Annotated in this window: 14 protein-coding genes; 8 read left to right on the top strand and 6 right to left on the bottom strand. The window is 60.8% G+C overall.

Annotated elements, in window-relative coordinates; translation table 11 throughout:
• Window positions 1-163: 163 nt before the first annotated feature.
• Genes CFE35_RS13095 through CFE35_RS13080 form a run of 4 tightly spaced genes read left to right on the top strand, consistent with a single transcriptional unit; the run spans window position 164 to window position 3610 of the window.
• Window positions 164-1279, top strand: coding sequence for a hypothetical protein (locus CFE35_RS13095; protein WP_292931061.1), 1116 nt, complete (start codon window positions 164-166; stop codon window positions 1277-1279).
• 4 nt (window positions 1280-1283) lie between these two features.
• Complete coding sequence (locus CFE35_RS13090) at window positions 1284-1781, top strand: hypothetical protein (protein WP_292931060.1); 498 nt, start codon at window positions 1284-1286, stop codon at window positions 1779-1781.
• Between the two features lie 6 nt (window positions 1782-1787).
• On the top strand, window positions 1788-2276 hold the full coding sequence (locus CFE35_RS13085) for a nuclear transport factor 2 family protein (protein WP_292931059.1): 489 nt from the start codon (window positions 1788-1790) through the stop codon (window positions 2274-2276).
• A gap of 56 nt (window positions 2277-2332) precedes the next feature.
• Window positions 2333-3610, top strand: a complete 1278-nt coding sequence (locus CFE35_RS13080) for a cytochrome P450 (protein WP_292931058.1) — start codon at window positions 2333-2335, stop codon at window positions 3608-3610.
• A 3-nt stretch (window positions 3611-3613) separates the two neighbouring features.
• Here CFE35_RS13080 and CFE35_RS13075 read toward each other — a convergent pair whose 3' ends face one another.
• On the bottom strand, window positions 3614-4612 hold the full coding sequence (locus CFE35_RS13075) for a VOC family protein (RefSeq protein WP_292931057.1): 999 nt from the start codon (window positions 4610-4612) through the stop codon (window positions 3614-3616).
• A gap of 2 nt (window positions 4613-4614) precedes the next feature.
• Complete coding sequence (locus tag CFE35_RS13070) at window positions 4615-5430, bottom strand: SDR family oxidoreductase (protein WP_292931056.1); 816 nt, start codon at window positions 5428-5430, stop codon at window positions 4615-4617.
• Window positions 5431-5641: 211 nt separating this feature from the next.
• On the opposite strand from CFE35_RS13070, the gene CFE35_RS13065 reads away from it, so the two are divergent.
• A complete protein-coding gene (locus CFE35_RS13065) occupies window positions 5642-7624 on the top strand; it encodes an FAD-dependent oxidoreductase (protein WP_292931055.1) in 1983 nt (660 codons plus the stop codon).
• A 25-nt stretch (window positions 7625-7649) separates the two neighbouring features.
• On the top strand, window positions 7650-8456 hold the full coding sequence (locus CFE35_RS13060) for a glucose 1-dehydrogenase (protein WP_292931054.1): 807 nt from the start codon (window positions 7650-7652) through the stop codon (window positions 8454-8456).
• Window positions 8457-8528: 72 nt separating this feature from the next.
• Here the strand turns inward: CFE35_RS13060 and CFE35_RS13055 are convergent, their stop codons facing one another.
• The 4 genes from CFE35_RS13055 to CFE35_RS13040 are packed head-to-tail and all read right to left on the bottom strand — an operon-like array spanning window position 8529 to window position 11696.
• Window positions 8529-9281, bottom strand: a complete 753-nt coding sequence (locus CFE35_RS13055; protein ID WP_292931053.1) for an SDR family oxidoreductase — start codon at window positions 9279-9281, stop codon at window positions 8529-8531.
• Window positions 9278-10429, bottom strand: coding sequence for a 2OG-Fe(II) oxygenase family protein (locus tag CFE35_RS13050; RefSeq protein ID WP_292931052.1), 1152 nt, complete (start codon window positions 10427-10429; stop codon window positions 9278-9280). The genes CFE35_RS13055 and CFE35_RS13050 overlap by 4 nt, the downstream gene beginning before the upstream one ends.
• Before the next feature lie 30 nt (window positions 10430-10459).
• Window positions 10460-10915, bottom strand: coding sequence for a nuclear transport factor 2 family protein (locus CFE35_RS13045; RefSeq protein WP_292931051.1), 456 nt, complete (start codon window positions 10913-10915; stop codon window positions 10460-10462).
• Between the two features lie 19 nt (window positions 10916-10934).
• A complete protein-coding gene (locus CFE35_RS13040) occupies window positions 10935-11696 on the bottom strand; it encodes an SDR family NAD(P)-dependent oxidoreductase (RefSeq protein WP_292931050.1) in 762 nt (253 codons plus the stop codon).
• A 202-nt stretch (window positions 11697-11898) separates the two neighbouring features.
• Between CFE35_RS13040 and CFE35_RS13035 the strand changes: the two genes are divergently transcribed.
• On the top strand, window positions 11899-12888 hold the full coding sequence (locus tag CFE35_RS13035; RefSeq protein WP_292931049.1) for an NAD(P)-dependent oxidoreductase: 990 nt from the start codon (window positions 11899-11901) through the stop codon (window positions 12886-12888).
• A gap of 157 nt (window positions 12889-13045) precedes the next feature.
• The gene (locus tag CFE35_RS13030; protein WP_292931048.1) at window positions 13046-13825 is read left to right on the top strand and encodes a fumarylacetoacetate hydrolase family protein; all 780 of its coding nucleotides are present in this window, start codon (window positions 13046-13048) and stop codon (window positions 13823-13825) included.
• Window positions 13826-13834 lie beyond the last annotated feature (9 nt).

Genomic DNA, 13834 nt, shown 5'->3' with positions numbered 1-13834 from the left:
GTGCGAGCGGCCCTTCGCCCCTTAGTAAGCAATCGGCCTAAGTACCGTGAGCCTGACATCAGCCACTCTGAACTTTCGCTCTAATTTAGAATAGGATCGCTTCAAAAAAGAAGCACGAGAGCGTCTATACTGGCGGGCTCGTTTGGGAGAATAAATAATAGCTATGGCGAAGATGGTTCATCTTCCTGACGACGTTGTTGGCATGATTTACGAATCGGTCGCCAGCAATGAGCCATGGCGACAGCCGCTTGAAAAGCTGCGCCTGATGGTGGATGCCAGCAATCTGATGCTGCGCATTGCAGGCAATGTGAGCAGGACGCGCGATGCAATATTTGCTTATGGTCCCAAGGTTGACCAGAAGAAAATCGCCGACTGGGAAGACAGGATATACCGTGAGAATTTCCCGGTTAACCCACCGAGTGGAGAAACAGTGTTTTTCCAGTGGGAGCAGGTCATCAAGGAAAGTGATCTGATTGAATACCTACGCAATCATGGTTCGTCATGGACAGTTGTGCATTGCTTTGAGAGTACCAGCATTGGCGATTGTTTTCTGATTGGCTCGCGCGAGGCACATCAAGAGCCCTTTACGGGCCAGGAAGGCGCGATCCTGCGGGCTGCAGGCAAGCACTTCAAGCGTGCGGTCCATTTGCGTAGCGAGTTTCTGCGCCAGAAGCTGACGGCGGACTTTCAAGGTGAAGGGCTCGACCGTCTCAGCATCAGCGCGTTCTTGATCGAACCCTCAGGAAACAGCATACCCTTAAATCAGGCAGCACATGACCTGGTCGCAGACGGCTCCGTGCTATCGTTAAAACACGGGCGGCTTTGTGCCTTGGACGAGCAGCAGAACCGGCGGCTGCAATCGGGAATCCGGCAGGTTTTTGGGAGCAAGGGCGACCGTATGAAGGCCCGCGCAATGGCCTTGTCCGCTGATGGAAAGGGACGCGGACTTGGCCTGGTGATACAGGGACGAGTCTCGGTTTCACTAGCATCTGGCAAGCCCGACACCAACGTCATGGTGTTTGTGCGGAACATCGACACCGCAGTCGACATCGATTTTGACATCGCACGTGAGCTGTTCGGCTTCACGCCGGCCGAGGCGCGCCTCGCCGGGGGGCTCGCACAAGGTAAATTGCTCAACGAACTCGAGGCGGAACTCGGCATCAGCCACAACACAGCGCGTGCGCATTTGCGTTCGATGTTCGTCAAAGCCGACGTGAACAGACAGGCGCAGCTGGTCCACTTGATCGCCAATTGCGTCGCTCCTTTGGGGAGAAGTTGACTGTATGCTGCCACAGGAACTTGTTCGAGAAGTGTTTCGTCGCATCAGCAGTGAAGGTGCTTTGCCAGTAGACGATTTGTTCACGCCCGACGCAATCTATGAAGGCGTCTACGCGAACGCACAGATCAGGGGCGCGGCCGCGATAGGGCTCATGCTCGGCAAGGTCATTCCGGCTGCGCTGGACCGGTTCAGGCAATGGCCCATCGGGATCCTTTCGAACAGCGATGGCACCTCGCTCAGCATCGAATATCGGAGCGACGGAATCGCCCCTCACAACGGTGCGCCCTATCGAAATTTCTACACCGGGCTGATCAGGCTGAAAGGGGACCGCATCGCGTTCTGGCGCGAGTACTATGACCCGTCTCGCTTTGCCGCTGCAGTTGGCCCGAATTTTCCGCGTCTCGTCGAACAATGGATGCCAGCCGGATCTATGACGGCGAAGCCCGCTGATCATCCGGCCCACACGCTGTTTGCGCTGCTGGGCGATAACAAGTCAGGATGAAGGGCAATGTCTGTTCAGACGTCGATCGAGGCCTCTGCTGGTGAGATTGACGGCGCAATCGGCAGAAACAAAGTGAATGCGACAACAATGGTCCAGCCACCAACGACACGTCAAATCTGGGCTATGGTGCTCAAAGCCTGGAAAGACGGGGACCTCGACACCATTCGTACGTTCGTCTCACCAGACATGGTGATCCTGGAGCCAGATAGTCTGCCCTATCGCGGTGTTTTCAAGGGCCCTGATGGCTATGCCCGGCTCTACCGCCTCATCTCCGATACTTGGGAGGATCTGGTCGTCGAGCAAGGGCAGGTTATTGGCGGAGACGACGAGGACGCCCTTGTGATCGAATACTTCACGTCAGGCCGATCGCGAGCAACCGGACGTAGGCTGGAACGTGAACCGAGCCTGGCGCTTTGGAAATTCCGTGATGGCAAGGTGATCTCAATGACCCCATTCAACTTCGACACTGTGCGCATTCGCGAGGTGCTTGCCTGACATAGCGTAGCTCTAACCCAAAAGAGCCTCACTCCGACCCGTAGACAGGGAAATCCATGACCGACACAGCTGCCTCGGCCCAGCCATCCCTTATCCCCGAAATCGAGGACTTCGACGATCCGACTTACGATCCCTTTGCGGACGCGGAAGCCGTGTTCGCTACCGATGCCGACCCTTTCTCGGTGATGGCAGGGATGCGCGAACGTGGGCCAGTCCACGAGATAGAGTACCGGGTTGCTCTTGGCCAGGCCAGCGGAGCGACAACGACACCAGGCGCCAAGTGCTTCATGGTCGTGGCTTATGAAGAGGCAATGGAAGCTATCAAAAACACTGCGGTGTTTTCCAACACCATCTTTGACCAGATTCTGGGGCTAAGCTTTGGCAAGACCATCACCGCAATGGATCCGCCCGAGCACACCCGCTATCGCCGAATTTTCCAACGCGCCTTTTCGCCGAATGTCGTTTCTCGCTGGACGGACACGCTGGTCGATCCGGTCGTGGACGACTTGCTTTCCAAGATCACCGGAAAGGGCAAGGCGGATCTCATCGCCGACTTCGCGCAACACTATCCCTTCAGCGTCATCTACAAACTGCTCGAGCTACCCCAGCAGGACGTCAAGGTATTCCACAAGCTGGCGGTTGCGGAGACGAATCTGCACGTTGATCCCAAGTGGGCGATCGAGGCTGGGCAGAAGCTAGGCCGCTACTTCGAGGGCATGATCGCCGAGCGGCGCGCCCGGCCGGGTGACGACCTTGTGACCACGCTGACCAAAGTGGAGGCCGATGGTGAGAAGATCCCGGACGACCTCATCATCTCGTTTCTGCGGCAGTTGATGAACGCTGGCGGCGACACGACCTTCCGAGCCACGTCGACGCTGCTTGGCCAGTTGATGCTGCATCCTGAGCAATATGCAATGCTTGTGGCAGACCGCTCGCTGATGTCTCGCGCCATCGACGAGGTTCTGCGCTGGGATACGCCGGTACTGATGATGTACCGGGTAGCAATACAAGACACCGAGCTCAGCGGCGTCAAGATCCCGGCAGGATCACTGGTTCAGATTTCGCAGGGCGCAGCCAACCGCGATCCTGCGCAGTTTCCCGATCCCGATCGGTTTGACATCACCCGTACGGGCACCGGGGGGGCACTGCGGTTTGGCGCGGGACCACACATCTGCATCGGCATGCATCTGGCACGGCTCGAGATCACCCGGGCCATGAATGCCTTGATGGACAGGCTCCCCAACTTGCGTCTCGACCCTTCCATGCCGCCGCCGCAGCAGCGCGGCTCGGAACTGCGCTCGCCGCCGCATGTCCATGTGCTGTTCGATAGCTGACCGTCAGATCTGCGCCAGTTGCAGGCGCCTTGCGGCACCAGCCTTGTCCAAGGCAACCACGATCTCGACATCGACGCCGTCAAGGACCTGGCTCCCGTCGAAACGCAGCACGGCATATGAGCCGTCGGAAGGCGTGAGCCGCTCTACGAGAGGCAAGCCTTGTGCGGCAAACCATGCGACGGTTTCCGCCTCGGCCTGAGGATCGATGATGGCTACCGTTATATGGGTCAGGCTTGGACCGCCACTCTTTGCGCGCTCTGCGAGCAACGGCGCACCCTCCGCCTCCACGAGCTCAACGGCCATAGCACCTTGCGCAGCCACGCGCGAGCGCCGACCGCTCATTACGACCTCTGACCAGCCATCCAGTCCGAATACTTTGTGATAAGCTAGCTGTGCTTCATCAGCTGGACCTGCCGTCACCACCCCAATTCGGTAGAGCCCGTCGATGACAGGACGACCGGGCAAAGCGATCACTTCGGGCCCGAAATCGACGATCTCAGGCGGGCCGCCGGCCGGATTGGGGCCTTTGACTACGAGTATCTCGGCATTGCCGCCCAGGACGCGGAAGGTATCGCAATAGTAGTAGTCGACCGTGTCGCTGATCACCGCGTTCTGGGCGTAGCCGATCCCGGCGTTCTGCAAGGACTGATTGACCCGGGCAAATTCCTCAACATCGACGATCGTGTAGAACAGATGCTGGAGACCATAACCGCGCTCGCTGACAAAATCGGCATAGACGGTTTGATCATCCTCCAACGATTGCACCAGCTCAAATCGGACGGGGCCAGCAACCGCAACAGCCGAGTTGAAGCGCTGCCGGCGCGGCTCGCCATAGACCAGCGGATCGATGAAATTGGCTTCGCTCAGTGTCTGGAACTCCCACCGCGAAATTCCAAAAATCCGGGAGAAAGCAGCCATGCTGGCGCGGCAATTGCGCACGACCACACCGAGGTGGAATGCCCCGTTTACGGGAATCACACCTTCGTTCACTTTCCCGTCCATGCTCATAGTTCCTGTTCCACGTTGTCTTTGCTTTGTTCTTGCCTCTGAGGCGCACGGTTTCCTGCAAGATGGCCCCCATCGACCGGGAGAGCATGGCCTGTCACAAAGCCGGATGCTTCCGAGCACAACCATACCGCAGCTTCGGCCTGTTCCTGCGCAGTCGCCACGCGGCCCATTGGCTCGACCATGGATGACCAGATCTGCGCCGCGCCTTCAGCCACCGCGATGCTGTTGCGCAGCATGGGGGTATCGGTCGCACCCGGACACAGCGCGTTGACCCTGATATTTGCCTCGGCGAGTTCCAGCGCGGCCGACTTGGTCAGCCCAATGACCGCATGTTTTGCTGCGGCATAAGCACCAAGCCCCGGGGAGCCGATCAGACCAGCAAGCGAGGCGGTATTCACGATAGCGCCCCGCCCACGCTGCTTCATGGCAACGATCTCGTACTTCATCGCCAGAAAGCACGAAATCGTGTTCCGGCGGAGACAAAGCTCAAACTCGTCAAGCGAGACATCGGACAAATCTCGAAACGGGCCTGGATCACCGACAACGTTGAATGCGGCATCGAGACCGCCGAACCTCGACACTGTGTAGGCCACGCAGGCCTTGACTGCGTCTTCCTCCATCGCATCGCCGACAAAGAGGTCCGCCTGACCGCCTTCGCTGCGAATGAGTTCGAGTGTACATTCAGCACTCTCCGCAAAGCGGTCTGCGACAATAACTTGCGCTCCTCGCCGGGCAAACAGCCTCGATGCAGCCTGCCCGATGCCAGATCCTGCACCGAGCACAAGCGCAACTCGTCCGGCAAAATCGTCCACGGATACCCTCTTGTTATCAGAGCGAAACAGCCGATCAGACGTGTCACAGATCACTCTTCATGGACTGGAACATCGTCCATGCAGACGGTGCTGACGCCGCATTGGAGAATGCAGCGCTCGTCCGTTCAGACATTCCGCTGAGGGGCAGCACATGGTTTCGTCCCCTTCAGCCCTTGCGCCCGCCAAGGGCGATTACCAGAGGCGGCGTGTCATGAGCCTGCGCAGGGTGTTTGAGCCCCTTTTGATCAATCAGCTTAAGATCCCAAACCGTATCGCCCGCTCTGCCCACGGCACGTCCCTCGCGCTGCACGGCGCGATCTCGGATCAGTTGATTGCCTATCATGCCGCGCGCGCGAAGGGAGGCGTTGGCTTGACAATCCTTGAGGCAGCAGCGGTTCATCCCAGCACGATAACCAGCTTTGCAAACCTCGACGATAGCGTGATCGACGGGTACCGCCGCTTGATGGCGCAAGTGCGGCCTCACGGCATGAAGGTATTTCAGCAGCTCTGGCACGGTGGCCACATCTATCCGGTATTCGACCGCTCGGTACCGTGGGGCGTCTCGTCAACGCCCAACCCCAGCACCGGCATCGTTCCCAATCCGGTCGGCCTCGCTGAAATCCAGACACTTGTTGCGGCTTATGCTGCAGCCGCACGGCGCTGCCGTGAGGGCGGGCTGGACGGCATCGAGGTACATGCCGCGCATGGCTATCTGGTCATGCAGTTCCTTAATCCGCTGACCAATCTGCGCACCGACAGCTACGGCGGGTCGCTCGACAATCGCATGCGCTTTCTGCGAGAGGTCATGGTGGCTGTACGCCACGCGGTTGGTGCAGACTTTCCTCTTGGCTTGCGCATTGGCGAGGGGATGGGCGTTGGCGGCATTGCACCGGCCGAAATGGTTCTGATTCTCGAGCGCTTGCATGAGGACAGGCTGATCGACTTCGTGAATGCCACACAGGGGGATTACTGGGACATAAGCGGCATCATGGGCGCGATGGACCGTCCTACCGGCTATCAACTACCATCAAGTGGTCAGATCACGTCAGCGTTTCGCAAGGTTCCTCGCATGGTGATCGGGCGAATTAGAACGCTCGAGGAAGCCGAGCAGATACTGCGTGAAGGCCTTGCCGATGTGGTTCATCTGACCCGGGCGCACATTGCCGACCCTGATCTTGTCCGCAAGACCCGCGCGGGACACCCGGAGCAAGTGCGGCCGTGCATCGCCTGCAATCAGGGGTGTTATCACGCAGTCGCCAGCGGGTGGCCTATCGGATGCGCAGTGAACCCTGCCGCAGGCCGGGAAATCGATCTAGCCGAAGACTTGCTGGTTCCATCGTCGACACCGCGCAAGGTCCTGATCATTGGCGGCGGACCGGCAGGCATGGAGGCAGCCCGAGTTGCCGCAATGCGCGGCCACACTGTCACGTTGGTGGAAGCGGCTCCAGGGCTTGGCGGCCAGGCGCTGCGGGCCCGCCAAACGCCAAAACTGCAGACGCTGGGCGACATCATCCAGTGGCTGGAAAGCGAGATCGGCCGACTTGGCGTCGATATCCGCACCAACACCTACCTTGAAGCGGAGGAAGCCCTGGCATTCGGCGCCGACTACATCGTTGTCGCCACCGGATCGCTGCCCCGCGGTAATGCGGTCCAGTATACCAATTCATCTCAGGCCGTTCCCGGAGGCCTTCAGGCGCACGTCATCTCGCCAATCGACCTTCTGGAAAGACCTGGTCGAAATGTCGGAACCAGTGCGGTTGTGTTCGACGAGGTCGGGCACTACGAGGGCTTGGCGGTTGCCGAGCACCTCCTGGAAATGGGGCTAGCTGTCACCTTCGTCACCCCCCTGCCCCGTGTGGCCCCGCTCGTCGATCACGATACACGCGTTCTCCCGGCGCTACGACGGTTCGCGCGGATTGGCACATTCCAGTTGTTCACAAATGCGCGGCTTGACGATATCCGCGAGGGTTCGTGCCTCATCAGCCCAGCTTATCAGCCTGATGCACAGGAAATTGCTGCCGACACGGTTCTTTTTCTCAACGCCAAGGCCCCATTGCGCGGGATCTACGACGAGTTGGTAGGGCGTGGGCTGCAGCAGGGTGAAAACATCGTCCTAGTGGGGGACGCGTTGGCACCGCGCGACATCCAATATGCCATCGCTGAAGGGCACCGCCTGACGCGTGCGATGCTTTGAACTGGAAAAACGGAAAGGGAATGGAATGGCTAGGCTGGAAGGCAAGACTGCGGTCATCACTGGTGGCGCTCGGGGCATGGGCGCGGCAGCAGCGCGGCTCTTCGTCGCCGAAGGCGCACGGGTGGTCATCGCTGACCTTATCGAAGATGAGGGCCGAGCGCTGGCTGAAGAGCTCGGACCGGACAATGCCATCTTCGTCAAACTCGACGTCGCTGATGAAGCCTCTTGGATTGCTCTGCGCACGGTAGCCCTCGAAACATTCTCTGTTCCAACGGTGCTGGTCAACAATGCGGGCATCTTTGCCTATGGTCTGTCAGTCGATTTCGATTTTGCACAGTTCAACCGTGTGATGCAGATCAACGTGGGCGGCGTCGCTCTCGGCATCAAGACACTAGCGCCGGGTATGATCGCGGCTGGTGGTGGATCGATCATCAATACGTCCTCGGCTGCCGGTTTTACGCCGAACAACGCGCTGGGTGTCTATGCAGCCAGCAAATGGGCGGTCCGCGGGCTCACCCGCACGGCGGCACTTGAGTTGTCGCACCAAGGCGTCCGGGTGAACTCGCTCCATCCAGGGCCAATCAACACGCCGATGGCCAACCCGGGCAATGTCAGTCTCGAGGAACTGGCATCCTCTGCGCCGCATCTGCCGATCGGCCGCTATGGCGAGCCTGAAGAAGTCGCGCCCGCCCTGCTGTTCCTGGCCAGCGACGAGGCCTCGTTTGTTACCGGAGCAGAGCTTTCGGTCGATGGCGGCATGGGCATTGCGCAATACCTTCCGGGATTGCCGGGCATGCCGCCGCGCTTGAGCCAGATATTCGATAATGCCTGAGCAGGGCTAGGAAGCCAGTTCTTGAGGTTCGCCCGCGATCGTGGTGGCGCGGTGAACCTCGGGACTTCTGCTTTAGTGGAATCCTCCACCGGCATGGATGCACTGACCAGTGATCCACCCGGCATCGTCTCCAAGGAGCATCAGCACGGCCTGCGCCACGTCGTCTGGGGTGCCGAGCCGCTTGAGCGGGGTCGACCCGATAACTTGTGCGATCCGCGCATCCGGCGGCGGGGCAACCAGCATGCCATGCGAAGTGGTCAAGCCGGGTGCCACGCTGTTCACCGTGATACCCCGCTCACCGACTTCGTGCGCCAGCACACGGCAGAACAGTTCTACGGCCGCCTTCCCACCGCCATAGACCGCAGTCCCTGGATAAGGTTGGCTGGTGGTACTTGATGATAGCGCGATGATCCGTCCTCCATCGCGGACACGCCGCGCAGCCTGCTGCAGCACGAAGAACGCGGACTTGACGTTGAGCGTCATGACCTGATCGAACAAAGCTTCATCGAAATCGGCGATGCGGCAGGATCGAACGATACCGCCGACATTGCTGATGACGAAATCGGGGTTTCCAAAGGCCTTTTCGCAGGCATCGAACAGAGGTTCAATTGCTGCAAGCTGCGTCAGATCTGCCTCGACTGCCAAGGCGCGCCCGCCCGCTGCTGTGATGGCGGATACAGCCGCTGCCGCCTCTTCGGATTCCATCCCACCGGGATGGTTCACCACGACAGCGGCACCGCGTGCGCCCAGCGCTTCTGCAATCGCTCGGCCAATCCCGCGCGAGGCGCCGGTCACAAAAGCTACCCGGCCGTCAAAACTCCTCATGAAGACGTTCCCGCAGGTTCAGGTGTGTAGTGCGACGACAGATAACGGACAAAGTGCTGATGGAAGGTCCGCGGCGTGCCCGGCCTTGCCGCTGCATCCCCGCCGGCATCCGCGACGATAGTGAGCACATTATCCGGCATGGCATCATCCGGATCGAGAAACAGTGGCAAGGTAATGCGTTCACTGGCAGGTTCGGTCACTCGGTGCGGGGTTGCGCGGAAGAGGCCGTTTGAAAGCAGATTGAGCCATTCGCCCGTGTTCACAATGATGGCCCCTTCGACGAAGCTGACAGGCATCCAGCGATTGCCATGGGTCCGAACCTCCAGACCCGGCACCGTCGACATGGGAAGCAAGGTCAGAAAGCTGTGGTCGATGTGCGCTACAGTTGCGATCGAACCGGGCTCCGCGGCCCCGCCCCGGTAGTAGTTACAGCGCTGATACCATTCGGGCATCCGGAACCAGGGCGCAAACACGTCGCGGTCCAACCCAAGCGCCAGCGCGTAGACCGGCACCAGCTTCATGCCGAGTTCGACCATGGCGCGCTGATACGTCGTAAGAGCCTCTCGAAACCCGGGCGCCAGTGAAGGAGCGGGCCAGCGATTGGGGATGCGGTGGCGGAGCCCGGCGCGCACTTCCTCTGCCTCCTCTGCCCTGTCTCGCAGGAATGCCCAGCCTGCGAGTGAACCGACCTTCTCGGCCTCGTCGGCGAATTCACCATCGGGATTGCCAGTGCTGGCTGGCGGCCAATATCCCTGAAGGTGATAGCCGCCGCGATAGCGATCTAGTTCAGCGCGAGGCTGGCGGAACAGCTGCCGCGTGGCAGCCTCCGCACCTGCGATGCAATCGGTGGGGATCCCGTGATTGATGACAGCGTAGAAGCCAAGTCCGATCTGGATCGCACGAATATCGGCCGCAAGCTGATCCGCTGCACCGGATTCTCCCGCGAGATATGGCCCAAGATCAAGCACGGGCAGCGCCGCGCCATCGGCAATTGTCGCTTCTAGACCCGGGCTTGGATCCGGGAGCGCTGGGGAAGCTGACGATACCATTGAACCGGACATAGATACTTCCTGCAGACAAGTTCGGTCCGGCGAGAAAGTGTCGGATACCGCAGCAACAGGCTTGCAGTACCCTGCAGTCCGTCTCATCCTCCTTTCGGACGAAGCTGCTGGTCAGCCCTATGCAAGCGGCAGGACCAGCGTGCGTCGCAGCTCTACCCGCTCATAAAGCCATTCCTCGCCCGACTTGATGCAGTCCTCGATATAGGTTCCATAACCGTGAAGTACCGGCCGCTGCACGCCGTCCTCCTCACGCAGCAGGATATCTTCCATCGACCAGCGCACTTTGGCGCGGCCTGGGCCGGCTTCACGGATCAGCGGGGAATACCCGTGGTGGATGCTGCGTAGCGGGCTCATCGTGCGTACAACGAAGGCAACTATGTTATCCCTGCCGGAAAAAACCGCGCCATCATGCCAGGCGGGATCGGTCAGGTCCTTATCGACCGCGCGGCTGACGTCGAACCGTGCGTCGTCCGCAAAGAGGCTGCCGAAAGCCTCCCAATCGTGATCATCGACCGCATGGAAGTAGCGATACTTGAGCTGGGTGATCTCGTGAATGTCATGAAGGGTCAGCATGCCCGGTCACCCGTCCAGATCACTTCGGCGCCATCCGGATCGCGCCATCTAGCCGGATCACCTCGCCGTTGAGCATGGGGTTCTCGATGATGCAGGTGGCTAGCTTTGCGTACTCGGTCGGATGACCGAGGCGGCTGGGGTGGGGCACTTGTGCACCGAGAGCGGCTTGCACCTGCGGCGGAAAGCTCTCGACCATGGGGGTCAGGAACACGCCGGGGGCGATCGTCATGACGCGGATCCGCAACTGGGCGAGGTCGCGCGCCACCGCTAGGGTCATGGCGACCACCCCGCCCTTCGACGAGGCATATGCCGCCTGGCCGATCTGACCATCGAATGCGGCAACGCTCGCGGTGTTGACGATGACCCCGCGCTCTTCACTCGCGGTATCGAGGGCAGCAAGCCTCGCAGCAAACTGCGAGATCACGTTGAAGGTTCCGATCAGATTGACCTCGACCGTACGGCGGAAAAGGTCGAGCGAGTGGGGCTTGTTCTCGCGCCCAACGGTCTTTGCCGCGGGTGCGATCCCGGCGCAATTGACCAGGATCGAGGCCGTGCCGTGCGCGGCCTCGGCGCTGTCAAGAGCTGCGGCTACTTCGGCTTCGTCCGCGACGTTGACTTTGCAGAAGATGCCGCCGACTGTCGCCGCAGCGCTGGCACCGGCGTCTTCATTCATGTCGAAGATGGCCACCCGTGCCCCCTGCTCCGCAAGCATCCGCGCGGTTGCGAACCCAAGGCCGGATGCACCACCCGTTACGATTGCGGCCGTTCCTGAGATAATCACGTCTGCGCATTCCTTTTCAAAACACGGGCCATGATCTCCATCGGCCGTGCGTCTCGCGCCGCGATAAGGTGTTCCCAGGCAGGTGACATAGTCCGAACCAACGACTGGCCGCGAAAAGGCTCATGGTAGGTTTCGGTCGAGCGAATGCCCCGGCTGGATGTGCTCGCCTTGGGGGACAGGTGGAAGAACGGAACGAGCGGTCATGCCTGAGCATCAGCGGCCAGCGATTGCGGTGATGAACACGCTTCTCACCGAAATGGTTGCGCCCCTTGCCGAGGCATTCGACCTCAGATTTCCTGGCTGTGAAACGCAAGGCCAGGACGAGGCCGTGATCGCGATAGTCGGTGTCGGAACCGACCGGATCAGCGCCGCGTTGATGGACCGCTATCCGCGCCTGCGCCTGATTGCCTCGCCCTCGGCCGGGGTCGATGGCGTGGACCTCGCGGCCGCCAGCGCCCGCGGGATCGGGGTGACGTCCGGGGCAGGAATCAACGCACCTGATGTTGCGGCTCACGCGGTCGGCCTGGCACTAGCGGCGCGCACAGGCCTGTTTGCAGGCGATGCCTTCGTCAGGTCCGGCGCATGGCAGACATCAAGGCCGCAGCCGCGGCGATCAATTGCCGCTGACAAGGTCGGTATTGTCGGCTTGGGCGCCATCGGCGGGCGGGTCGCGGCGAGCCTTGCCCCCTTGTGCGAGGCGGTCGCGTGGTTCGGCCCGAGAGCAAAGGATGCCCCCTGGCCGCGCAAGCCAAGCCTGAGGTATCTGGCCGTTTGGGCTGACATCCTGGTGCTCTGCGCGCGCGGCGGGGCCGATACACGCGGGATGATCGGTGCTGACGAGATCGCCGCGATCGGTCCTGATGGCCTGTTCGTCAATGTGGCGCGCGGATACATGGTCGATGAGCAGGCGCTGCGGGCCGCGCTGATGACAGGTGCGCTCGGCGGCGCTGCACTCGACGTGTTCGAGCGCGAACCCTGTCCGCCAGACCTGTGGCAAGACGTGCCAAACTGTATGCTCAGCCCGCATAGGGGAGGCTCCACCAGCCGCACGGCAGAGCTTGCGGGTGAACTGGTGCGGGCAAACCTGAGGGCGCTGCTGTCGGGAGCGCCGCTGCGCAATCAGGTCATGCCCGATCCTGCCAAGTCTACCAGCGAGCGCTGCGTTGCCTGCGGCACCTCGGGCGAACCATGAAGGAGCCGTCCTGGCCGTGTGATCGGCATAGTCTGGGGTTGGCTGCGCCCAGTGCATACCGTCCGCACGGACGTGGCGTCTACGCCCGGCGGCAACCAATCGAACCTTGAAGCACCCCGCGCACAGGCATCGACGAATCACGAAGGGAACCATCTGAATGACCGCGACGACACTGCCCCCCCAATGGGAAAGTCTGGCGCAGGAGCTGCATCAGGCTCGGCAGGCGGGTATCTTGCTGCCTCATCGCACGGCTGAGGCATTGCCTCCGACAAAGGCCGCGGCTTACGCGGTGCAGGATCGCACGATCGATCTCGACGGGCGCGAGCCGAGGGCGTGGAAGCTGGGCGCGACGATGCTCGCTGCGCAGAACTCGCTTGGCCTGAGCGAGCCCTTCGCCGGGCCGGTTCTGCAGCAGTGGATCATGGCATCGCCGGCACAGCTCGATGTCCGCACGTTTTCCTGCACCGTGTTCGAACCTGAAATAGCATTCAAGCTTGGCTCGGACATTGATCGGCCTATTTCTGAAGACGAAGCGGCGGCGGCCATTGCGACCTGGCATGCGGCCATCGAAGTCATCAACTTCCGTTTCATTGACGGACGCTTGATGAACGCTCTGGGCATGATCACCGATCTGGGCGCGAATGGCGGGCTGGTGGTTGGTCCGGCAATGGCCGAGGGCGTGTTCGACTACGCTACCTTGCCGCTCGAGGTGCGGATCAACGGTCATGTTGTAGCAAACCGCACCCCGCCGCCGCCAGAAACCGATCCTGTCGGCTTGCTGGTATGGTTTTCCCGCCATGTGACGGACCGCGGCTATGTGTTGAAGCGCGGTGACGTGATTACCACCGGCAGCCAGGCGGGGGTGATACCGTACCAGCCAGGCGATCTTGTCGAGGCCGATTTCGGCCCTGGTGGAATCGCCGCATTTCAAAGCTAGCGGCTTCCC

The organism is Novosphingobium sp. PASSN1 (assembly GCF_002278815.1).
The sequence above is the reverse complement of the archived record's forward strand: the minus strand, read 5'-3'. Positions and strand labels throughout refer to the sequence as shown.